General features: G+C 42.9%; 19 protein-coding genes. 2 read left to right on the top strand and 17 right to left on the bottom strand.

Annotated elements, in window-relative coordinates; genetic code table 11:
• Nucleotides 1–248 precede the first annotated feature (248 nt).
• From KQI39_RS15400 to eno, 3 genes are all read right to left on the bottom strand, one after another.
• Nucleotides 249–986 carry an ABC transporter ATP-binding protein gene (locus tag KQI39_RS15400; RefSeq protein WP_148446745.1) on the bottom strand — a complete coding sequence of 246 codons (738 nt, stop codon included), beginning with the start codon at nt 984–986 and terminating at the stop codon, nt 249–251.
• 23 nt (nt 987–1009) lie between these two features.
• Nucleotides 1010–1786 (bottom strand): ABC transporter permease, encoded by a 777-nt coding sequence (locus KQI39_RS15395; RefSeq protein WP_148446747.1) that lies wholly within the window; start codon nt 1784–1786, stop codon nt 1010–1012.
• 166 nt (nt 1787–1952) lie between these two features.
• The gene (gene eno / locus KQI39_RS15390) at nt 1953–3248 is read right to left on the bottom strand and encodes a phosphopyruvate hydratase (RefSeq protein WP_216419408.1); all 1296 of its coding nucleotides are present in this window, start codon (nt 3246–3248) and stop codon (nt 1953–1955) included.
• Between the two features lie 362 nt (nt 3249–3610).
• Here eno and KQI39_RS15385 point away from each other — a divergent pair, with 362 nt between their 5' ends.
• On the top strand, nt 3611–4102 hold the full coding sequence (locus tag KQI39_RS15385; protein WP_148446751.1) for a DUF2798 domain-containing protein: 492 nt from the start codon (nt 3611–3613) through the stop codon (nt 4100–4102).
• A 71-nt stretch (nt 4103–4173) separates the two neighbouring features.
• Here KQI39_RS15385 and KQI39_RS15380 read toward each other — a convergent pair whose 3' ends face one another.
• The 4 genes from KQI39_RS15380 to KQI39_RS15365 all read right to left on the bottom strand — a co-directional run bounded on the left by KQI39_RS15380 (nt 4174) and on the right by KQI39_RS15365 (nt 8285).
• The gene (locus KQI39_RS15380) at nt 4174–5508 is read right to left on the bottom strand and encodes an MATE family efflux transporter (RefSeq protein ID WP_216419407.1); all 1335 of its coding nucleotides are present in this window, start codon (nt 5506–5508) and stop codon (nt 4174–4176) included.
• Nucleotides 5509–5519: 11 nt separating this feature from the next.
• A complete protein-coding gene (locus KQI39_RS15375) occupies nt 5520–6509 on the bottom strand; it encodes a guanosine polyphosphate pyrophosphohydrolase (RefSeq protein WP_148446755.1) in 990 nt (329 codons plus the stop codon).
• 35 nt (nt 6510–6544) lie between these two features.
• Entirely contained in the window at nt 6545–7357 is an 813-nt protein-coding gene (locus KQI39_RS15370; protein WP_216419403.1) for a purine-nucleoside phosphorylase, read from the bottom strand.
• Nucleotides 7358–7424: 67 nt separating this feature from the next.
• Nucleotides 7425–8285, bottom strand: a complete 861-nt coding sequence (locus KQI39_RS15365; RefSeq protein ID WP_173761915.1) for an alpha/beta hydrolase — start codon at nt 8283–8285, stop codon at nt 7425–7427.
• Nucleotides 8286–8574: 289 nt separating this feature from the next.
• Here KQI39_RS15365 and KQI39_RS15360 point away from each other — a divergent pair, with 289 nt between their 5' ends.
• The gene (locus KQI39_RS15360) at nt 8575–9630 is read left to right on the top strand and encodes a LacI family DNA-binding transcriptional regulator (protein ID WP_173761914.1); all 1056 of its coding nucleotides are present in this window, start codon (nt 8575–8577) and stop codon (nt 9628–9630) included.
• Nucleotides 9631–9764: 134 nt separating this feature from the next.
• Here KQI39_RS15360 and KQI39_RS15355 read toward each other — a convergent pair whose 3' ends face one another.
• The 10 genes from KQI39_RS15355 to KQI39_RS15310 all read right to left on the bottom strand — a co-directional run bounded on the left by KQI39_RS15355 (nt 9765) and on the right by KQI39_RS15310 (nt 22000).
• The gene (locus KQI39_RS15355) at nt 9765–10280 is read right to left on the bottom strand and encodes a GNAT family N-acetyltransferase (RefSeq protein WP_243278892.1); all 516 of its coding nucleotides are present in this window, start codon (nt 10278–10280) and stop codon (nt 9765–9767) included.
• 81 nt (nt 10281–10361) lie between these two features.
• Nucleotides 10362–11198 (bottom strand): YitT family protein, encoded by an 837-nt coding sequence (locus KQI39_RS15350; protein ID WP_174095619.1) that lies wholly within the window; start codon nt 11196–11198, stop codon nt 10362–10364.
• A gap of 134 nt (nt 11199–11332) precedes the next feature.
• The gene (locus KQI39_RS15345; protein ID WP_173761911.1) at nt 11333–11680 is read right to left on the bottom strand and encodes a Fe-S-containing protein; all 348 of its coding nucleotides are present in this window, start codon (nt 11678–11680) and stop codon (nt 11333–11335) included.
• Nucleotides 11681–11702: 22 nt separating this feature from the next.
• Nucleotides 11703–13058, bottom strand: coding sequence for an urease accessory protein UreH domain-containing protein (locus KQI39_RS15340; protein WP_216419401.1), 1356 nt, complete (start codon nt 13056–13058; stop codon nt 11703–11705).
• A gap of 216 nt (nt 13059–13274) precedes the next feature.
• Nucleotides 13275–15437 (bottom strand): 1,3-beta-galactosyl-N-acetylhexosamine phosphorylase, encoded by a 2163-nt coding sequence (gene gnpA / locus KQI39_RS15335; RefSeq protein WP_216419400.1) that lies wholly within the window; start codon nt 15435–15437, stop codon nt 13275–13277.
• Between the two features lie 33 nt (nt 15438–15470).
• Nucleotides 15471–16586: a phosphotransferase enzyme family protein gene (locus KQI39_RS15330; protein ID WP_216419398.1), complete on the bottom strand. Its 1116-nt coding sequence runs from the start codon at nt 16584–16586 to the stop codon at nt 15471–15473.
• A gap of 89 nt (nt 16587–16675) precedes the next feature.
• The gene (locus tag KQI39_RS15325) at nt 16676–18700 is read right to left on the bottom strand and encodes a beta-galactosidase (protein ID WP_216419396.1); all 2025 of its coding nucleotides are present in this window, start codon (nt 18698–18700) and stop codon (nt 16676–16678) included.
• A 180-nt stretch (nt 18701–18880) separates the two neighbouring features.
• Nucleotides 18881–19711 (bottom strand): carbohydrate ABC transporter permease, encoded by an 831-nt coding sequence (locus KQI39_RS15320; RefSeq protein ID WP_173723223.1) that lies wholly within the window; start codon nt 19709–19711, stop codon nt 18881–18883.
• Nucleotides 19704–20603: a carbohydrate ABC transporter permease gene (locus tag KQI39_RS15315; protein ID WP_216419394.1), complete on the bottom strand. Its 900-nt coding sequence runs from the start codon at nt 20601–20603 to the stop codon at nt 19704–19706. The genes KQI39_RS15320 and KQI39_RS15315 overlap by 8 nt, the downstream gene beginning before the upstream one ends.
• A gap of 107 nt (nt 20604–20710) precedes the next feature.
• Entirely contained in the window at nt 20711–22000 is a 1290-nt protein-coding gene (locus tag KQI39_RS15310; RefSeq protein ID WP_216419392.1) for an ABC transporter substrate-binding protein, read from the bottom strand.
• Nucleotides 22001–22314 lie beyond the last annotated feature (314 nt).

Below are 22314 nucleotides of genomic sequence, written 5' to 3'. Positions count from 1 at the left end.
TTGTATGACTTAAACTGTTCTTATCCATTTTGGATACCTCCTTGATAATATTATGTGAGTTTTGCGGACCCACTTTTATATTATCACAGGAGGTTTTTTACTTGAAGCTAAAGCTACTCCCTCCACCTGCCGAGCAGGTGGTTTATTTTTCTGCCATACAACACAATAGCCAGACATTTGCATTATTTCCGCAAATCGTCTGGCTATCGCCATTTTTTCAGGCATCCGCCTGAGCTTTCCTGTTTCTGTTAATCGATCATTCTTTCATACTGTTCAGAAATCTCATCAATATCACCATATGCGATCAGTTTTCCTTTTTCAAGGATCATCGCTTTATTACAGAGGCGCTGTACCTGCTGCAGGGAATGTGAGACAAACAGAACGGTGACACCTTTGTCAAACATACTGAGAACTTTTTTCTCACTCTTTTTCCTGAATTTGGCATCTCCTACGGAAAGTACCTCATCCAGGATCAGGATATCCGGTGACACCAGTGTCGCGATGGAAAATCCAAGTCTCGCTTTCATACCGGAAGAATAGTTCTTGATCGGTACATCGATAAATTCCTTCAGTTCTGAAAATTCAACGATCTCATCAAATTTTTCTTCAATAAACTTCTTGGAATATCCAAGCATTGCTCCGTAAAGATAGATATTCTCACGGCCGGTATACTGTGACTCAAAGCCAGCTCCAAGTTCAAGAAGCGGAACCAGTCTTCCATTTTTGATAACTTTACCTTCTGTAGGTTTAAATACGCCTGCAATTACTTTAAGCAGAGTACTTTTTCCGGCTCCGTTCAGTCCCAGGATGCCAACACGGTCTCCCTTTTCCACTTCAAACTTCACATTCTGAAGAGCCCAGAATTCATTATATTTAATTTCTTTCTTTATGAATTTAATCAGATAGTCTTTCAGGTTATCAACCTTCTCTTTACTGAGATTAAATTTCATACTTACATTGTCTACTACAACTGCCGGTTTTCCCATTTTTCTCTCCTGTAAATCCGCAATTATATATAAAGTATAAATTCATCCTGTTTTTTCTTAAAACAGATCATTCCAACCAGAATTGTCACCAAGCTAAAGCCCAGCGCATATACAAAATAATGGATATTCATCATTTCTCCAAACATGGCAGAACGAAAAATACTGATTGTGCAATACAATGGATTGAATTTCAGTATCCATGCAAAACCACTCTTCAAAAGTCTGGACGGATAATAGAAAATTGCACAAGTATACATAATGATCATCAGTGCTACTGACCACAAATACTCCATATCCCTGAAAAAGACTCCAATTGTCGCAAGAATCATTCCGATTCCATAAGAAAGTAAAAGCACCAGTATCAACGCGATCGGTATCTGGAACATATAAATAGTTGGCTGAATTCCAAGCACAACGCTTACGATCGCAAGCACAATCAATGAAATCAGAAAAATTACGTAGTTATAAAGTACACTGGATAATGGATAGATATACTTCGGTACATATACTTTTTTGATCATTCCCGCATTAGCTCTGACTGATTTCAGCGCACGTGACGTCGAATTTGAAAAATAGCTGTACAGCAAACGACCGGTAAGAATATATACAGGAAACGTCCGATCCTTATTTCCAAACAGAGTACCAAATACGATAGTCAGTACAATCATAGTAAGCAACGGTTCCAAAAGCGACCAGACAATACCAAGATAGGAACGTCGGTATTTCAACTTAATTCCTTTTTTTACAAGCTCTCCCAGAAGGAACCTGTAATGTAAAAAAGTATTTACGTATTCTTTCATAGCATCTCCAATATTAAATTTTTTATTTGTTTCACGCGGCTGTTAAACATAATATACCATTTTTACAAATCTGGCAACATTATTTTTGCCCAAAAACCGGGGCCGGTACAGAAAAAATCTGTTCCGGCCCCAATGTACTCTTGGCTAATTTTATATGAAAGTTCCTTTATCTCTTAATGTTGAATGCCTGGAATCCCGGATATACCGCTGCATCACCAAGCTCTTCCTCAATACGGAGAAGCTGATTGTATTTTGCCACACGCTCACTTCTGGACGGTGCTCCTGTCTTGATCTGGCAGGTATTTAAGGCTACCGCAAGATCTGCAATCGTTGTATCTTCTGTCTCTCCGGAACGGTGGGAGGAGATTGCTGTATATCCTGCTTTGTGTGCCATTTTGATGGCTTCCAGTGTCTCAGATACGGAACCGATCTGGTTCAGTTTGATCAGAATAGAATTTCCGCATCCAAGGCTGATACCTTTCTCAAGACGTTCTGTATTCGTAACAAACAGGTCATCACCTACAAGCTGTACTTTTCCACCCAGCTCTTTTGTCATGATCTGCCATCCTTCCCAGTCTTCCTCGTCAAGGCCATCCTCGATGGAGTAGATCGGGTATTTCTCAATCAGGTTCTTCCAGTGTTCCACAAGCTGGGCAGATGTAAATTTCTTTCCGCATTTCGGAAGGACATACTCACCTTTCTGGCTTCCTTTCCACTCACTGGATGCAGCATCCATGGCAAGTACGAAATCTTTTCCAGGCTCGTATCCTGCTTTCTTTACTGCCTCAAGAATGTACTCGATGGCTTCCTCGTCACTTCCAAGATCCGGCGCAAAGCCGCCCTCATCACCAACGCTTGTTGCAAGACCTTTCTCTTTGAGAAGTGCAGCAAGTGCGTGGAATACCTCTGTACACCAGCGAAGTCCCTCTTTGAAGCTTGGTGCTCCTGCCGGCATGATCATGAACTCCTGAACATCTACAGTATTTGCAGCATGTGCTCCACCATTTAAGATGTTCATCATCGGAACCGGAAGTCTGTTTCCGTTCACGCCGCCAAGGAATCTGTAAAGCGGAATGTCAAAGGAAATCGCTGCCGCACGGGCGCATGCGATAGATACCGCAAGGATAGCGTTTGCACCAAGTTTGGATTTGTCCTTTGTTCCGTCTGCCTTAATCATAGCAGCGTCTACAGCATAAATGTCAGATGCATCCATTCCTGTCAGTGCATCGTTGATTACAGTATTGATATTTTCAACGGCTTTGGAAACACCTTTTCCTCCGAAACGGCTTTTATCCTGATCTCTCAGCTCAAGTGCTTCGAATTCTCCTGTGGATGCTCCGCTCGGTGCTGCTCCTCTTCCGATAGTTCCATCTGCCAGATAAACTTCCGCCTCTACGGTCGGATTTCCTCTTGAATCAATGATCTCTCTTCCAATGACTTTCTCGATCTCTAAATATTCCATTTGATATTTATCCTCCTGTCTGGCCTTTTCGCCCTGTCCGTAAATTTTGCCCGGGCCGCTTTTTGTCAGGGGATTGCGGCCCGCCACAATTATTTACGCAATAGTTAGAACCTACTAACCGTATATAAGTTTACTATATCTAACTTTCGTGGTCAAGAGGGGTTATTGTTTATTTTTTCTCAACTACATATTGACAAGGCTTTGTTGATTATGCTAATATAACCGCCGGAATAAAAACTGAATATGGTTTATGACAAAATCCTGTCATATATTGGAAACGCACATTCTCCTGAATGATTAACGAACAACACATGCTCTAAGGTTTTACATTATCACTTAATCATTTTAAAGGAGGATTTTTTATGCCAAAAAACAAATTTCAGGAAGTCATTTTTACTATCATCATGGTATTTTTCATGGTTTACGCCATGATCTGTTACAACATCGTACTGAACACCGGAGCAATGACAAATAGCGTGTTCCTCTCTGCTTTTCGTGAGCTTACTTTTATGGGACCGATCGCCTTTGTTCTTGATTTCTTCCTTGTATCCAAACTTGCTTTTGCCTGCGCAAACCGCATGGTAGATTTCCGCAGCTGTCATCCGTTCAGCATGATCCTTGCAATCTCTGTTGCTTCCATTGCTTTCATGTGTCCGCTGATGAGCTTTTTTGCAACTCTTTTCTTTAAACATGCAGGAAATCAGTTTATTGCTGTCTGGCTTCAGACAACTTTTATGAATTTCCCGGCAGCCTTTTTCTGGCAGCTGATCTACGCAGGTCCTATTGTACGTTTTATTTTCAGACATATTTTCCCTGAAAAAGAAAGCGCCAAAGAAGCCGCTACAAATATGTAACTACAAATAATTTCAAAGTGTTAAAAAGCACGCTGCTTTTGGATTTCCAGGCAGCGTGCTTTTTTATACTGTTATACTGTTTTTTTCTCAAATACCGGCATCCGGAAAATTTTTATAATCAGCGGAATTACCATAATAAACCATACAATGGGCTCTGCCACAATCACACCGGTATACCCCAGAAGCGGCACCAGCGTCATCGCAATGATAACTTTTCCAATCATTTCCAGAGAACTGGAAACCAATGGAATCACATATTCCCCCAGGCCCTGCATGGAATTACGCAGCATGCTGATCACAGCAGTCACAAAATAAAAAAGCGTATCAAATTTCAGATAATTGGTTGCATTAAGAATTACTGTTTCATTCCGGCTTCCGGTAACCAGATAAACCAGATGTTTTCCTATGGTAAAACTTAAAATTGCGGCAAATACCGACCAGATACAGGTATACATAATCGCAAGGCCGATTCCTTTTCGCACACGATCCATTCTCCCTGCTCCTGCATTCTGTCCACAGAACGTTGCCATGGTCTGGCCGAACACGCTGAACATGATCATAAACATTTCGGTAATTTTCCGCGCTGCCGTATGTGCCACGATAATATCTCTTCCCAGACGGTTGATGGATGTCTGTAAAGCAAGCGTTCCAAGATTTACAAGAGAACTCATAAATCCCATGGACAATCCTGCACTCAGCATATTTTTCATCATGGATTTATCCGGCTTTACAAAATCCTCTCTCTTCAGCCGAAGAATCTCATATCTGCGAACCATATAAAACCAGCACACCAGAAATGCCAGTACCTGTGAAAGCACCGTGGCAATGGCCGCTCCCCGGACTCCTGCCTTCACTACCCGTATAAAAAACAGATCCCCTGCAATATTTAAAGCCACAGATACCGCCAGGATCATTAACGGCGTAACCGTATCTCCCAACGCACGCAACGACGCAGCACAAGCATCGTAAAGAAATGTTGCCAGCATACCGGCAATAATAATAAAAATATACTGTGCAGCCATATTTACCAGATGCTCCGGCACATTTAAGAATGTAAGGATCGGGTGTAGAAACAGAAGTCCTATAACTGTCAGAAGTAATGCAATTGCGCTTCCCATCATCAGAGACAAGGCGAAAGATTTTCGCACGCTTTCCTTCTTTCCGGCACCAAATTTCTGTGCGGTAATAATGGCAAAACCATTTGCAAGGCCCAGCAGAAACCCGATAATCAGTCCACTTAAAGCACTGGTTGCTCCCACCGCCGCCAACGCATCTTCCTTAAGAAAAGTTCCCACAATCCTGGTATCCACAAGGCTGTACGTCAGCTGCAAAAGATTCCCCAGAAACACCGGAAGTGCAAAAGAAAGAATCAAAGCGGAAGGTTTTCCCTTTGTCAGATCTTTCATAGCATCCTCCCTCAGTCAATGATATCATTCTGAAAACGGGAAAGATGCTCATAGGGAAGAATCATTCTTCCGCGGAACAGTCCACAGCCGTCATTGATCAGGCTGTTGTTTACCGCCCCGAACATATTGACATCCAATTTTGCAAGATCCAGACCCAGAAGTCTCATCCCACGTTCATAAGCCTCGTCAAAATAAATACATTCGCCATGAGGGATCGCATCTCTTCGCCTGCGCTCACTTTCCTGTTTTTTCTCATAGCTTAAGTGATTGGCAGAGCCGATCTCTGCCACATCATCCATGTCTTTGGTCCGCAACTGTACTTCCATATAGCTTCTGGAACTGTTATCATAAAAGGTAATATGCAGAGACTGATAATCATCCTCACTGTTGTTGCAGATATAATCCCGATAGTAAGGTTTGGCTTCCTCGCTGAGCAATGGAGAAGTGCTTTCCTGCACGCCTCTGGCCGGCTCTGCGGTAAATCCTCTTTCTTCCAGAAAACCCGGGAGCACATTTGCAATCTCATAGAGATAACGCAATTCTTCCTCTCTGGCATTTTCGCCATTTTTTAGATGACACCTGGGCATGGCGATAACGATCCGGTAAGCGATAAAATCCCGAAAACAGCTTAAGCGCTCCTTGATCTTAGATACAGAAGGATATTCTCCATGTTCTTTATAATAATCATAGATAAACTCCACCACATATCCATTAAATTTTTCTTCTGCGCGGATCAGAGATTTAATTCTCCCCTTGAAGGTAAATGCCAGAAACGGATATTCCCCGGCCATATATTTATAGAATTCCCGGATTTTCTGGGACTGGGCAGTAAGGAAATCATTATGTTCCAGAAGTTCCTGGATCTGGATCAGAAAATTGCAGTGTACCAGATCGATTTCGTTATGTTTTTCCTTTGCCTCTGTCCTAAGATCCCGGATATATTTTTTCAGTATCCGAAGAAGAGTATCTCCGGAATACAGATAATCGTTTAATGTTATCATTTGTGTTTCTCTTTTCTTATTTTAGTTTTTCAGGATCACATATTTACAACAACTTTTTCAACCAGTTTCTGGAAAGATTTTGCCACGCGGTCTGCCATCTCCTGCACTTCTTCATGATTCAGAGCTTCCTTGGAAATCCCTGCTGCCATATTTGTAATGCAGGAAATTCCGCAGACTTCCATTCCCATATGGCGGGCAGCCATGGCTTCACATGCTGTACTCATTCCAACCGCATCTCCACCCCATCGCTGAGCAAGTCTTATCTCTGCCGGTGTCTCATAGTTAGGGCCTGTAAACTGCACATAAACACCTTTCTGAAGTTCAATGCCACATTCCACCGCACATTTACGGATCACATCCTGAAGGCGGAGACCGTATACTTCACTCATATCCGGAAATCTGGTTCCAAGCTCATCAATATTGGGTCCAATCAAAGGACTTGGAACTGCAGTTGTAATATGATCTGTAATCATCATAAGATCGCCGGGATGGAAGGATGGGTTGGCACCTCCGGCTGCATTGGTAAGAAGCAGTTTTTTTGCCCCAAGCAGCCCCATCAGGCGTGTCGGAAGAACTACGTCAGACATTGGATATCCTTCATAATAATGAACCCGACCCTGCATGATCACAACCGGTGTTTTTTCTACATAACCGAATACAAAGCGTCCCTTATGTCCTTTTACTGTAGATACCGGAAATCCTTCGATATCTGTATATTTAATGATCTGTTCGATCTGGATCCGCTCTGCAAAATCACCAAGTCCAGATCCAAGAACCAGTGCAACTTCCGGTTTGAAATCCGTTTTCTTTCTTACACTTTCCAGACATGTCATTAATTTCTGATACATCGTTTCCGCTTCCTTTCTTATCTTAATATCGTCAGAGCCATGCCCCAAAAATCCCCTGTTTTCTGTTTTATTTTAATTTTCTTCTGAAAAAATCAATAATCCGTTTCCATGTCTCATCCTGGAAAAACTGAAGATCCGCATGATCTGCCCCGTCCAACGTCAGCAAGGTTACATCACAGTCCTGCGCTTCCAGTAGATTATATAATGTTTTTGACTGTACATACGGCACTGTCCGGTCACAGTTTCCATGGATGATCAGAAATGGCGGTGCATCTTTTGTTACTTTGGATACCGGACTGCAGTTATACGCCTTTTCCCTGTTTCGCTTGGAATTAAAGCCCAGAAGAAGAGACTCTGCGGAAGAAGCACATTGTTCTGCGGATTCACACGGAAATGCAGAAAGATCCGTAGGCGGATACCAGGGGCAGGCCGCCTGTACTTTGCTGGATTCTTCCAGATATTCTCCTACATCCAGAGACGGATCATTGTCCAGTGCAGCCATACAGGCAAGATATCCTCCGGCAGATTCTCCCATAACTCCCATTTTTTCTTTATTGATACGGAACCGGTCCGCGTGCGCTTTCAGATAGCGGATTGCTGCTTTTACATCCTGCAGAGGCATTGGATACGGCCCCTGATTAGAAGTACGGTACTCCACACTTGCTACTACAAAACCGCTGCCAGCCAGTCTGCTCAGATAAAGATTATGGGCTGATTTATCCATCATCAGCCACGCTCCGCCACAGATCCAGAGTATGCACGGATATGTGGCTCCATCCTGCGCTTCCGGATAGATAATATCTAATTTCAGGTCTCTTCTGCAATGACCAAACCAGGAGTCCACCTGTGCATAGGTTACATCACTTACCGTAATGTACTGCGGTTTTTCTATTTCCAGTTTCAGTGTCTGCTTTTCTGCTTTTGCCATAGTATCTACCCCTTTCTGATTATTATATTCTGTTTTCGAAGGATCTTTTTTCTATTTTATCACAATACCACTCTTTCTGCCTTTATTTTTTCATCCAATATTCTGTTTTTCACCGTCTGGCGCAAAAACTGAAATTCACACTTAATCTTTTAAAACTGTACTAAATATTTTGTTTATAAGTGCTAAATATTTATCTAAACGCTTCACTAAACAATTGACTTTCTTTATGAACTACTATATAATTTACAATAATAAACGATGTATTGCACTCCAAAGGAGGATTTTTGATATGACAAATAAAGAAATTGCTCAAAAACTGGGAATTTCACCGGCAGCACTTTCACTGATCATCAACCATAAACCTGGCGTGTCCGACGCCACCCGTACCAAAGTACTCTCCCAGCTGAAAGAAATGGGCTACGGAAATCTGATCAAAAAAGTATCCGCTCCCGCCGGAACAAATCTGGCTTTTATTATTTACAAACGCCACGGAGAAATTCTGGATCTGCATCCTTTTTTTCTTCTTTTAATGGAAAATATAGAAAACCATGCCCGTTCTTTTGGTTACAATATCATTCTCTGCACGGTAGACAAACGTCGGGAACTGGCCCCGCAGCTTTCTTATCTGAATACCCTGAACTGTCAGGGGGCCATTATCTTTGCCACAGAAATGCAGGATGAAGATATTGCTCTTTTTCAGAAGCTTCCCTATCCGTTTGTTGCAATGGATAATGATTTTTCCAGGCTTTCCTGCAATACTGTTGCCATCAATAATCAGATGGGCTCTTTTCAGGCAATTGAACACCTCGTCAAAATGGGACACAAAAGAATCGGTTATCTGAAATGTAACATCCGGATCAACAGTTTTGTGGAACGTGAGAACGGATACCGGGCAGCCATGGAGCATTTTGGTCTGAATCTTGATGAAAAAGATATTATTACCCTTCATTATACAGAAGAAAGCAGCTACCGGGATATGCGGGAATATCTGGAATCCTTTGACCGGTCACACGCTTCCCTGCCAACTGCTTTTGTGACAGATGACGATACCATCACCGTAGGAGTTCTGCGCGCACTGACAGAACAGGGATATCAGGTTCCAGAGGAAATTTCCCTGGTAGGATTCAACGACCGCCCAGCCTGTCAGGTTACCGTTCCTCCTCTGACTTCTGTAGATGTTTCCAAGCATGCCATCTCTGTGGAAACAGTCGATGAACTTCTGCGTATGATCAGCAACCGGGAAAAAGAAATTCCGGAGCTGCGCTCACGCAAACTCCGGATTGGTACAAAATTAATTTTAAGAGATTCTGTGAAGCAGATTTCTTCTTTCAATAATGAATGCTGATTTCACAGAATCTTCACTCTTTAAGCGAACAGACTTTAGATCCACTTCCACAGCACATCCAAAGCCTCGTTGTATCAAGAGGCTTGGATATGCGCTCATTCATTCCCGCACTTTTGATCAGCTGTACATCTTTTTCAAAGGCATTGGAATATATATTCCATCTCATTCCATTTTACATTTCCCAAAACAGAAGCGGAAATTCCTGTATATTCAAATCCCATCCTTTCATACATTCCGACTTTCCCATCCACGCAGGTGAGGATCGCTTTCTTTCTCCCCCGTTCCTGCTCTCTGGCAAGATAACGCATCATCAATTCCCTGGCAAGCCCCTGTCCGCGATGTTCCGGAAGAACTTCCAGGCCAAGAAGCATATTGTTCTTGCCATTCGGCATACTTAAGTCTGCATCTGTAAAAAACTTATCCTGAAAAACTTCTTCATCCGTTGCAAGACCTGTAAGATATCCTGCCAGCTTCCCTGTTTCCCGGTCTTCTGCCACAAGAAACAGTTCCGGGATTTTTTCCACCCGGTCTATAATATCCTTTCTGCTGATTGTCTCTGCCGGAGGGAAACAGATCTGCTCGATCTCTGTCGCCTGATCTGCCTCATCCTTACGTATGGAACGAAATTCGTATTTTTCTGATAGATTCATAATTCTTCTCCTTTGTTTTTTCCTCATCCTTATACAGGATAACATTTTTTCGGAGAAAAACCCATCTTTTATTGTAAAGCCTTATCGCAGGATCTCATCAATAGTTGAAACAGTACTGAAAGATCCTTTATTCCTGGAAATAATCTCTTTCACTTTCTGCAGTTCAAAGTAATTCACATAACAGATCAATGTTTTATTTTCCCCCGCGATCACACCGGAAGAATTGATAATAGTACAGGTTTTATTCAGTTCTTCTTTAATATCGCAGATGATTGAATCTGGATCTTTTGTGATGATGGTCACCTGTTTCAATGCCTCAAAATGATCTGTGAAATGATCGATGATGGAAGTTGCCACGATGTACACCAGAAGACTTAAAAGTGCGGAATCTCTGTCAAGAAGTACAAACACCGCCCCATATACACAGGCATTGAATACAATTAATATGTAGGAAATACTGTAGTCTTTGCCCGAATGATTGTAGATTTTTTTTACAATGATATTGGCAAAAATCTCAGAGCCGTCAATGCAGCCACCATTTCGGAGAATCAGAGAAAGTCCTGCTCCAAGAATCGCCCCTCCGAAAGCCACCGCAATAAAATGTTCTGTATTTAGTTCAAAAGGGATTTTTTCAAAGTAGGAAAGACCTATTGTGTAGATTACAAAACCTACGAACGTTTTTGCAAAGAAATATTTACCGATAAGAATGATCCCGGCGATCAGAAATGGCAGAAAGACAATCAGTACACACAACGACAGATTATACCCAGTGAGTTTGCTTATGATAATGGCAATTCCGGCAGTTCCGTAATCGATGGCATCATTGGGAAGCAGGATACAGGCAACGGAAAAGCTGGCCAGTATGGCTCCGATAATGATCATCAGATACGAAAACAATGTTTTGATTTTTTTGTTCATAAAGACCTCCTTTTTGTAAGCAAAATTGTCTGTCAATAGCAGTAAAAAAGCTGCTATAATAGATTTTTCTATTGTAACAGCCTTGTTTTCCCTCTTTTGGAATGGATTTATTATATGATGTTTTCTTTTTCCTGTCAATGCTGCATTAACTCTGATATGCACCCTTCCTGTTTATAATAGCCATTTCCGGAATCATAACAGATCTGGCAGGTATTAAAAGCGGTACGGATGGTTCCATCCGAAGTCTTTACTGCCATCACTTCCATTTCTGTGCCATCTACATTTACAGAATAAAAAGCTGCATTTTCTGTCAGTTCGTCAACCGGTATGGTCAGGTTCCCGCCGGAGCTGACGCTGATTTCCTGATTTTCATCTGCTGTGGAAATCTCTTCTGTAGTTGTTGTTTCGGTTGCATTTCCACATCCTGCAAGCACTGTCATTGCTGTGAGAAACACCATACCTGTTATCATAAATTTTTTCATCTTTAACATTACTCCTCTGTTTTTATTTTCCTGTTACATAAATAGTCCCTGTGATCATGCCCATCCAGCAGCTATACGTATAGACGCCTTCTTTTTCCGGTATAAATTCGATGACATTTTCTCCGTTCTCGAAAGTATGATCCATTCCAAAATCCTGAAGGATCATCTTATAATTACATCCATTGATGCTGCCCTCCGGTACCTGGATCTCCCACTTTACAGGTTCCCCTGCCTTCACAGTAATATCCGGATGCCGTCCAGAACGCAATGTACTGGAAACATACTGCACTCCATCTTTTTCCACTGCCGTATCTGTCTGATCATTATCCTGCACATTGTCCGCTTCTGTTGCCGCCTTTTCGCCGGACCTGCTACCAAAACCTGATAGCGCACTCCCCTGAGACATCATAGCCAGCCCCATAACAACCACCAGGATCGCGCCTGTTTTTAGGATCTGTCTGGTAAATTTCTTTCCCAGTGCGGAAAAAATCGAACCAAATCCCAGCATCAGAGGAACCGTTCCCAGACTGAAACAGAACATGGAAAAAGCTCCGGAGGCCCAGCTTCCGGAAGCCAGTGCAACAATCTCCATAGACTGCAGTGGTCCACAGGGCATGAACCCATTACACAGCCCAACCAGAAAAGGTGTCCTTTTTTTCCATAAAGATTTCCTACCAGAAAATGAAATGTGAATCCTCAGTTTCCGAAGTCCCGGAAAAATCCCCAGCATATTTCCCCCCATAACGACCATGATAATTCCAGCCAGGAGTTTCAGAGATCCCTGAAACACGGTGGAAGTCTGTAAACTGTCACCGATCCCTGCCAGACCACCCACGGCCCCGAGAACTCCTCCTATCACAGTATAGGAAACAACCCGTCCCATATTATAGGAAAATGTATTCCGAAACATTGACCTTGATATTTCCTCTGCGTTCGCTTCTTGCTTCTGCAAGGTCTGGGAAAGATTGATCCCGCCACACATGGCAATACAATGTACAGAAGTGATCAGGCCAATGACAAACAGCATTCCATATCCCATTCCTGTCTCTGCAAGAGAATCCGGCGCAAGATGGTTAAGAATCCCAAAGTGTTGCAGGACCAGAAACAGAAAGGCGATCACAAAAATTTCTCCTGCCGCCTGACAGAAACGTTTTCTTCTGAATTTCTCCCCGGGGATCATCTGATATCCCAGATCCTCGATCAGCTTACGGATCTCATCCAGTGTGATCTGCTGTGGCTCATAGTAAAATTCTGCCTGTGACCGTTCATAACTGACTGTGACATCTGTAATCCCGGTTCTGGATCTCAGTGCATTCCAGATCCTAGTCTGACAGTTGATACAGGTCATACCATCAATATATACCCTCTCATGTTTCAATGTTTTTCTCCTCACCTTTTTCATAAGATTTCTGAATCAGACTCCCACATTCCATTTTTCATTTAAAACAAAACAAAAACTGTTACAATAAATCATAGATTCTACTGTAACAGTTTTTTATTTCCTAGTATTGTGATAGGCTTATTATATTATAGGTTTTATCCTCTGTCAACGCCGTCAGGAAATTTCACAGAATCTTCACGAACGACACTTTTCTCAGATCTGATACCAGCGGATCTCATTGGCTTCCAGATGAAGGTCAAAACTCTGTCCGTCCCCTGTGTAAACTGTGGTATCCTGTGGCTCATACGTGTTGTTTACCACACAGTATTTCTTATTTTTCACATAAGCATGTACTTCCACATTATAATTGGAAGAAAACCAACGGTGAAGTTCGCCTTCCGCTGCCGCTGACCAGAGTACAGCTCTGTAAAGAATACGGCTGTTACAGAAGCTGTACGGAAGTCCGCTGATATAAACACCACGGCCTTTTCCAAAGGTTTTCACCGCCATCTGGACTTCCTGGTCTTTCTGGATCAGGATCTTCGTATCCGGCAGTGCAAAGATATTCTTTTTGCCCTCGCCGAAATCTACGGTTCCGTCTGTATCTTCCAGAATAAAATGATCTCTGTGTTCTTCCCAGTTGTATTTGTCTGTATTGAGATTAAATCCTCTTTCTTCCTCTACTCCCAGGATATCATCCAGCTGAAAGAATTTTCCCTGCCACTGATGAGCAGCCGGTTCGCCGACACCGATAAATCCGCCGCCATTATAGACAAATTTCCGCACTGCTGTAAGGATCACCGGATCTGCCCAGTTCTCGCCGCCGGACTGTGCAGTGTCCCCATCACCTACATTGATGATCACGTCAAAATTATTCAGAAGCTCTTTGTCCTCACGGATGTCGTCAAAACTGATAAAGGAAACATCAAACGGCGCACCGCTTAATGCCTCGATGATGCCGAAATAAGAATAATTCTGCTTGTAATAGATGGCATGATGTACCATATGATTGCCCCAGGAGCGCATTTTTCCCCAGCAGTTTAAAACTGCCACACGTTTTACGCAGTACGGTGTAGTTCCCTGGATGTTGTCATAGAGCACGCGGAATTCCTGGCAGACCTCTTTGATATACTGTACGAAATCCGGAAATTCCAAAGCCAGTTTCAGATAACCGCCGTAACCAATCCTCTGGATCGGACTTCGAAGGATGGCTCTTCTTGCAGTCACCCAGTTTACTTTTGCCTCTTTTACAGGATCGCCGCCCTCATGGAAGGTGTCCGGGAAAAAGTATGGAAGAAATCTTCCTTCTGTATATTTTACATGTTTAATATCACTGAACAGGCGTAAGGTTGCTCCGTTTCCCACACTTCCCACTACTGCATCCAGCCCGATGGATGCAAACTCATCCATAAAAGGCTCCATGCCGATCCAGTGGTCACCCATGAACATCATGGCTTCTTTTCCGTATTCATGGACAATATCCACCATTTCCTTTGCAAGCTTCGCCACTTCCCGTCTCTGGAAAGCCTGGAAATCCTTGAATTCTTTTGACGGGATCCGGTAGGTGTTGTTCATGTATCCCTGGTCAATGATAAACTCCGGACGGAACTTATATCCCACTTCCTTCTCAAACTGCTCCAGGATATAGGGGCTCACTGATGCAGAATATCCAAACCAGTCTACATATTTTTCCCGTGCCATCTCATCAAAGATCAGTGTGAACTGATGGAAAAATGTGGTAAATCGTACTACATTCACATAATCATGGGATTCCAGAAATCTGCGGAGACGTTCCAGAGAATGTGCACGTGTTGCAGGCTGACGTACATCAAAGGTGATCTGAGGCTCTACATCCTTCCAGTCATTGACAACTGCATTGTACATATGTACCGGGTCCCACATGATATATGCAAGAAAACTTACGGTATACTCGTGGAATTCTTTTGCCGGTCTGATCACCACATTTCCTGATTTTTCATCGTACGACCATTCCTCTGTACTGACAGCCTCTCCTGTAGTACGATCCATAACTTCCCACCATCTTCTGATATCATCTCTTGTATTCACTGCCAGCATATCCGGATACAGATGATCCATAAGATGGATCTCCAGAGTATCCGACACTGCCGTGTGAAAAGATGTCATGATATACATCTGCTGGATTTCTTCCGGATGGGCCTTTGCCCAGGCATTGTCCTTTCTGGTGGTATAATAGGTTGCATAAATCTTTGCGCCGGTTTTCTTCAGTTCTGCTGGAAATTCCGTTCCGTCACAGTCACGGATGGCATCTGCACCCCACTCATCCAGCATTTTCAGTGTCTCCGGGATCACATCCAGATCTGTCGGAATGGTTACTCTTCCTTTTGTTTCGCTCATCACTTTACCTCCATTGTAAAAACCCCTGTTTTTTTATTTCTGATATTTTTTCACGATCGTCTGAATAGTATCCCATTTCTGTTCCATATCTGCCACCAGCTTAAACTGTGTGCGGCAGCGGTCCAGATTATGTTCTTCCCGGTCGATCTTAAAATAATGATCTCCTTCCAGATAATCGGTAAGAAAGCGAATGCCGCATTCATAAGTCATCACCTTAGCTCCCATGGGAAGCATCTCGATCTCTTTTGCACTGAGCTTATCTCCACAGCTTTCCAGAAAGCCTTTTACATAGATTTCATAGAGCTCCATATCACAGGAAACTTTGCTTAAATCTTTCTCATCCTCCAATGCAGTGCTGGCCCCGAAACGAATGGAATCTCCAAAATCATTCATGGCAAGTCCCGGCATAACCGTGTCCAGATCCACCACGCAGATTCCTTTTCCTGTTTCCAGATCAATCATGACATTGTTAAGTTTCGTATCGTTGTGCGTTACCCGAAGCGGAACCTCACCATTTTCCAGAAGTTCGCCAAATACATTCGCCAGGTCTTCATGCTGAAGGGCAAACGCGATCTCTTCTTTTACAAATGAAGCGCGATGGCAGCTGTCCTTTTCTATGGCATTTTTCAATATCTGAAAACGTTTCTTTGTATCGTGAAAATCCTTTATGGTCTCATGCAGAGTCTCTGCCGGATAATCTGCCAGCATTTCCTGGAATTTTCCAAATGCAACTGCACTTTCATAAAAATCCTCCGGTTTTTCCGCCAGATCATAGCTTACTGCATCGGTAATAAAAATATAAGCTCTCCAGCATTCTCCGTTTTCATCTGTCAGGAATGCCTTCCCGTCCTTTGTCGGAATCAGGTTCAGAACCTCCCGTTCCGGATCTCCCCCCTTCTGAAGAACTTTCTTTTTCAGATGCCCGGTGACTCCGGCAATGTTCTCCATCAGTTCTTCCGGTTTCTGAAAGATCTCCCGATTGATCTTCTGAAGAATCACCTTAATGGACCCCATCTCTCCAATCCGATATCTAAGCATATAGGTTTCGTTGATATGCCCGCTTCCGCAGGGGCCGCAGGAAACCAGTTCTCCGGTAAATGCAAACTGATCCGCTATTCTTTTTATCTCTTCTTTTGGTGTACCTGCCATTTTACCTTCTCTTTCCCAGACAGCAGTAAAAAGCATACCGTCCGAAAACAAATATACTTTATACTTTTGCTGTGATTTTTTTACTTTGATTATTTTTTCCGCTTTAAGATCCTGGTGGCAAGCGGAGCAATATTTTCATCTGTTGATCCGTAGAGAACTTCGTAATCCCCCGAGACAGAAACTGTTTCTGTCTTTTCTCCGAAATTCTGGATAAACAGATATTCCGTATCCTCATTTTCTCTGGTTGTCACAGAAATACCTTCCGGTATAAATGCAAGCGGCATCTTCACACCTGCTTCCTCTGCTGCCCTTCCCAGAAAGTCCTCATAAAAGGCTGCTTCCATATCTGCCGCCACATAATAAACATGGCCCTTTCCGTATTTCTTGTGAGTCAGTACCGGATACCCCTGATAGAAATCCCTTCCATAACGCAGCAGTACTTCCGCATCGGAAACCTTTGCAAGCTCGCAGAGATTTTTACAGGTATAGCTTTCTGTAAGTCTGAGATGATTTCCTGTTTCCGGGATACCTACGTTTTCTTCCCAGTCATAAAGTGCATCGATCTCTTCCGTACGGATACCAGCTGCTTCCATCAGTCCGTGAGGGGTTCCCTCCAGATAACATTTATCTGTTTCATCTACAAGTCCGGACCAGTAGGAAATTACCAAAGTACCACCGTTTTTTGCAAAAGCGCGAAGCTTTTCGGCATATCCATGATAAAACATGTAGGCCATCGGTGCCGTTACCAAACGGTACCGGGACAGCTCATGTTCCATATTTATGATATCTGTATTATAGCCTTTTCTTCGGAGAGCACGATACTGTTTCAGTACATTTTCCTGATAATGCATATCCTCGTTTCGAGGTCCCTGCGCATCCTTCAGCGCCCAGTCATTTTCCCGGTCATAGAGAACAGCCACCGGAGACTTCGTCACGCTTCCAGCAGTTTCCCGGATCTGCTCCAACGCTTCTCCTACCTCTGTCACTTCGCGGAAAATACGAGTATCATCCCCACCGTAGTGATCGATCACCGCACCATGGAATTTCTCAGAGGCTCCCTGGCTCTGACGAAGCTGGAAATACAGAACACTGTCTGAACCATGAGCAACTGCCTGCAGAGAGGCAGCCAGATGTATTCCTGGTTTTTTCAGCTTGTTGATAGGCTTCCAGTTGGTCGCAGAGGGACAGGATTCCATCAGAAGAAACGGTGCTTTCTTGATGCTTCGCATAAGATCATGCTGCATGGCTCCGTCCAACGCTGTGGTATAATTGTCTTTTTTATGCCAGCTTGGATAATTATCCCAGGATGCAATATCCATAACATCCTTAAATTTTTTATAGTCCAGTCCGTTGTAGTCATACATCAGATTGGCAGTTGCCGGAAGCTCGGAACCACCTGCACGGATCGCAGAAATCTCATGCTTCATAAAATCCACAGTCCTGTCTGTAACAAAACGTTTCCAGTCCAAGGTAAGTGCATGAAGAGCATTTTCCCCCTTTGGCGAAGGACTTTCGATCTGATCAAAGCTGTTATAGGTATGGCTCCAAAATGTTGTGCACCAGCTGGAATTTAAATTTTCGATGGTCCCGTATTTTTCTTTCAGCCATTCCCGGAATTTTTCCCGGCACAGAGGACAGTGGCATTCTCCGCCATATTCATTGGAAATATGCCACAAAAGCACTGCGGGATGTTTTCCGAAACGTTCAGAAAGCTTCTTATTAATATTGTAGACTTTTTCCCTGTATACTGGAGAAGTATAACAGTGATTATGTCTTCCACCGAAAAATCTTCTTGTGCGATCCGGATCCATGCGAAGAACTTCTTCATATTTATCTGCCATCCATTTCGGTCTTGCTCCGGATGGTGTGGAAAGTATCGTATAAATTCCTTCTTTATACAGATTATCGATCACTTCTTCCAGCCAGTCAAAGTTATATCTTCCCTCTTCTGGCTCCAGCACTGCCCAGGAAAACATTCCCATGGAAACGGTATTGATATGGGCTTTTTTGAAATATTCGATATCTTTTTTCAGAATATCCGGTCTGTCCAGCCACTGCTCAGGGTTGTAATCGCCACCGTGCAGATAATGGCCGTATCTGATCTGCTCTGCCATTTTTTATCTCCTTATGATTTATTCGCATCAAGCGGACAAAAACATCCGCTTCGCTGAGAAGATTTATACCAGACAACTGATCCGCAGTTGATCTGGTATAAAAAGAATGCTGCGTGATCCAGTTAAAGCATATTATACAATATACCTACAGATTTCGGCAGCATCCTTTTTGTTTTAAAATTATTTTACAGCTCCGGTGATACCCTCTGCGAACTGCTTCTGTAATACGAAGAATACGATCATAGTCGGAATGGAACAGAATAATACACCACACATCAGCATGCCGTAATCCGTTACATATCCTGTGATCAGATTGGCGATCAACATCGGCATGGTCATCGCCTTGTTATCTGTCATGATTACCTTCGGCCACAGATAGGAATTCCATGCATTCATAAATGTGATAACCGCTGCCGCCGCATAAGTAGATTTCATAGTCGGGATAAACATCTGGAAAAAGATCCTTACCTCGCTTAATCCGTCAATACGTGCTGCCTCAATGATATCGATAGGAAATGCTCTGGCATTCTGACGGAACATCATGATCATAAATGGTGTGGAGATGATCGGGAGGATAAAACCTACCGCTGTATTTAAGAGTCCTGCTTTGGAAAACATCTTAAATAAAGGAACCATTGTTGCAACCTGCGGAACCATCATGGCAAGAAGCAGGATGGAAAACAGTCTGTCTTTCCATCTGTCATGATATACCTCAAAGCCATAACCTGCGATAGAACAGATCAGAAGGCAGATCACTGTAGTAAGAACTGCATAAAACAGAGAGTTTCCAAGAGCTCTCCACAGCGGCTGCTGTGCAGTCAGGTTTTTAAAGTTCTGCATAAAATATGTACCCGGAAGAATACGGCCTCTTGATACATCGGTGGATGTATTGGTTGCCGCAGAGATCATCCAGTACAGCGGAAATACAGAGATAAATGATACGATGATCAGAAAAATATATGTAGGGATCAATCTTCTCTGAATTGCAGATTTGTTCTTTTTCTCAGTCACGTGTATCACCTACTTTCAAATTGATAAAGGCCAGGATCGCTACCATGATAAATATGATAAATGACATTGCTGCCGCATATCCGAAGTTTGGCACGTTGATGAAGCATGTATTGTAAACATAATGGGACATTGTGATGGTTGAGTTCGCCGGGCCGCCTTTTGTCAGGTTGACAGACTCATCAAACAACTGCAGTGTACCATTGATCGACATAATAAATGTCATGATAATTGTCGGTTTCAGAAGTGGTACGGTAATTTTCCAGAAAGTCTTCCAGCCGTTGGCACCATCGATCTTTGCTGCCTCGTATACAGAATATTCAATATTCTGAAGTCCTGCAAGATAAAATACCATGTTATATCCAGTCCATCTCCAGATCAGCGCGATGATAATAACAATCTTTGCACTTGTGGAGTTTCCAAGGAAGTTATAACCGGTTGTTAAAATTCCAAGTTTGATCAGGATACTGTTGATCAGACCGTCTGTTGCAAACATGGAACGGAAGATCAGAGAATAAGATACCAGAGATGTCGCACATGGAAGGAATACACATGTACGGAAAAATCCTTTGAATTTCAGATCTTTGTTATTCAGAAGCTGTGCAAGCAGGATCGCAAGGACCAGCATGATCGGTACCTGAATAATAAGATATAAAAATGTGTTGACGATGGACTGCTGAAATACTTTATCCATCATGATACGTTTGTAGTTACTGAAGATCGGGTCCGCAAACCTCATGTTTGCTCCGGCACCTGTCTGTAAAGAAATAACAAATGCACGGATCATCGGATAAAAACTCATGATAGCGATCATGATGGTTGCAGGTGCCAGAAAGATCCAGCCTGCCGCTCTCTGTTTCGCTACCAGAGACATGCCACTTTTTTTGGAATTCACAGGAACTCCTCCTTTCAAACCTCTTAAGCCTTTACATAAGACAGGGGACTGCATGCAGTCCCCTGCTTCGTATTTACTTATTCATTTCAGAATGCAGCTTTCAGATCTTACTCTGTCATCTTGAATGCCAGTGTATCCTGTGCTTCCTGAAGTGCAGACTCTTTGTCTGCGCCGTTTACGATATTAACAACTGCTGTGTTGATGCACTCTCTTGCCTCATAGTGATACGGAGTCTTTGTGAATTCCGGAATGTGTGAAGAGTACTCTACAATTGTTGAGAAGATTGGCTGGTTGTTGAAGAACTCGCTTGGCTCGTTGTAAACGTCAGACTCACCAGCTGGCAGGTAGCAGGAGATTGCTCCTGTTTCCGGAAGGATCGCATCATAGAAATCTGTACTGGAACCAAATGTGCTTGCAAGGAAGTCCTCAGCAAGCTCTACGTTCTTGCAGTTGGATGTGATATACCAGGAAGAACCACCGTTGTTCGCATAGTTTGTAGCTGTGTCAACACCGTCAACTTTCGGCATTGTTGTGATCTGCCACAGACCCTTCTGATCCTCTGTTCCCATCAGTGTAGCTGTGATCCAGTTACCGTTAACGATACCTGCTGCCTCACCGCTTGTGATTGTGGAGATGTACTCATCCCAGTTGTTTACTAATTTAACAACATCGTTCTTTACAAGGTCTACATAAAGATCTACACATTTCTCAGCTGCATCATTTCCTACAATGTAAGCTTCTCCATCCTCATTTACGAAGTTTGCTCCACAGGACTGGATCATCATCATCAGAGTATCGCCGCCTGTTGCCTCACTTGTAAGGAGGTATTTACCGGTTTTCTCATGAACATCTTTACCGATCTCCTCGAATTTACTCCATGTGATATCTGTAAGGTCATCGATGGTGTATCCTGACTCTTCCAGGATATCGGTACGGTAGCAGGCGATTGCTGCACCATTATCAAATGGAACACCGTAATGTGTATCATCTACCATGGAGTAGGACTGTTTCAGTTTTCCAAAATCATCCCAGTTGATGTCCATGTCTTTCAGATCTGTGAAAGCGTCCGGATAGCTCTTCAGATATTTCTGGTAGCTGTTGTCCTGCATCAGAACGATGTCCGGAAGTGTGCTGTAATCTCCGGCGTTTGCAGCTGTTGTAAGTTTCGTCTGGCAGTCATCGGAAGATGTCTCAACTACATCTACTTTAAATCCTTCATGATCCTTTGCATACTGCTCACCTGCAATGTTCATAGCCTTGATGTTAAAGTTCTGGTCCCATGCCCATACGGTCAGTGTATTGTCATCGTCACCTTTTGCATATACTGCTGTAGTTGTTGCAGCGAAAGACATTGCCATAATGCCTGTCATTAATACTGCGAGTAATTTTTTCTTCATTTACTTTTCCTCCTTTATTAAGCATTTCCCGTTTGCTTATGAATGGATTATAGCATCCGTATTCCGGCCATAGTTTGCAGAACCGTTCATATAATGTGCAATTTCAACCATTTTATTGATTTTGCACTATTTTATGATTCAGGCACCTGCTTTTTTATGCATTTTGAGTGTTTTTCATTTTTCTCATTGGTCATCATGGCAAAGAAAAACCTTCTTTTTCGACATTCTGCGAATATTTTTCGCCAAAAAAGAAGGTTTTTGTTTCTATTTCATAAAAATATATGCTATTTTTTATACATATTTCACAAACATTT

Origin of the sequence: Blautia sp. MSJ-36 (assembly GCF_018917985.1) — a bacterium.
In the GTDB taxonomy this organism is placed as follows: Bacteria; Bacillota; Clostridia; order Lachnospirales; family Lachnospiraceae; genus Blautia_A.
The sequence above is the reverse complement of the archived record's forward strand: the minus strand, read 5'-3'. Positions and strand labels throughout refer to the sequence as shown.

What these genes read in the sequence shown, in the direction of transcription:
- KQI39_RS15400 (WP_148446745.1), bottom strand. Translation starts at nt 986, where the DNA reads ATGGGAAAACCGGCAGTTGTAGTAGACAATGTAAGTATGAAATTTAAT.
- KQI39_RS15395 (WP_148446747.1), bottom strand. Translation starts at nt 1,786, where the DNA reads ATGAAAGAATACGTAAATACTTTTTTACATTACAGGTTCCTTCTGGGA.
- eno (WP_216419408.1), bottom strand. Translation starts at nt 3,248, where the DNA reads ATGGAATATTTAGAGATCGAGAAAGTCATTGGAAGAGAGATCATTGAT.
- KQI39_RS15385 (WP_148446751.1), top strand. Translation starts at nt 3,611, where the DNA reads ATGCCAAAAAACAAATTTCAGGAAGTCATTTTTACTATCATCATGGTA.
- KQI39_RS15380 (WP_216419407.1), bottom strand. Translation starts at nt 5,508, where the DNA reads ATGAAAGATCTGACAAAGGGAAAACCTTCCGCTTTGATTCTTTCTTTT.
- KQI39_RS15375 (WP_148446755.1), bottom strand. Translation starts at nt 6,509, where the DNA reads ATGATAACATTAAACGATTATCTGTATTCCGGAGATACTCTTCTTCGG.
- KQI39_RS15370 (WP_216419403.1), bottom strand. Translation starts at nt 7,357, where the DNA reads ATGTATCAGAAATTAATGACATGTCTGGAAAGTGTAAGAAAGAAAACG.
- KQI39_RS15365 (WP_173761915.1), bottom strand. Translation starts at nt 8,285, where the DNA reads ATGGCAAAAGCAGAAAAGCAGACACTGAAACTGGAAATAGAAAAACCG.
- KQI39_RS15360 (WP_173761914.1), top strand. Translation starts at nt 8,575, where the DNA reads ATGACAAATAAAGAAATTGCTCAAAAACTGGGAATTTCACCGGCAGCA.
- KQI39_RS15355 (WP_243278892.1), bottom strand. Translation starts at nt 10,280, where the DNA reads ATGAATCTATCAGAAAAATACGAATTTCGTTCCATACGTAAGGATGAG.
- KQI39_RS15350 (WP_174095619.1), bottom strand. Translation starts at nt 11,198, where the DNA reads ATGAACAAAAAAATCAAAACATTGTTTTCGTATCTGATGATCATTATC.
- KQI39_RS15345 (WP_173761911.1), bottom strand. Translation starts at nt 11,680, where the DNA reads ATGAAAAAATTTATGATAACAGGTATGGTGTTTCTCACAGCAATGACA.
- gnpA (WP_216419400.1), bottom strand. Translation starts at nt 15,437, where the DNA reads ATGAGCGAAACAAAAGGAAGAGTAACCATTCCGACAGATCTGGATGTG.
- KQI39_RS15330 (WP_216419398.1), bottom strand. Translation starts at nt 16,586, where the DNA reads ATGGCAGGTACACCAAAAGAAGAGATAAAAAGAATAGCGGATCAGTTT.
- KQI39_RS15325 (WP_216419396.1), bottom strand. Translation starts at nt 18,700, where the DNA reads ATGGCAGAGCAGATCAGATACGGCCATTATCTGCACGGTGGCGATTAC.
- KQI39_RS15310 (WP_216419392.1), bottom strand. Translation starts at nt 22,000, where the DNA reads ATGAAGAAAAAATTACTCGCAGTATTAATGACAGGCATTATGGCAATG.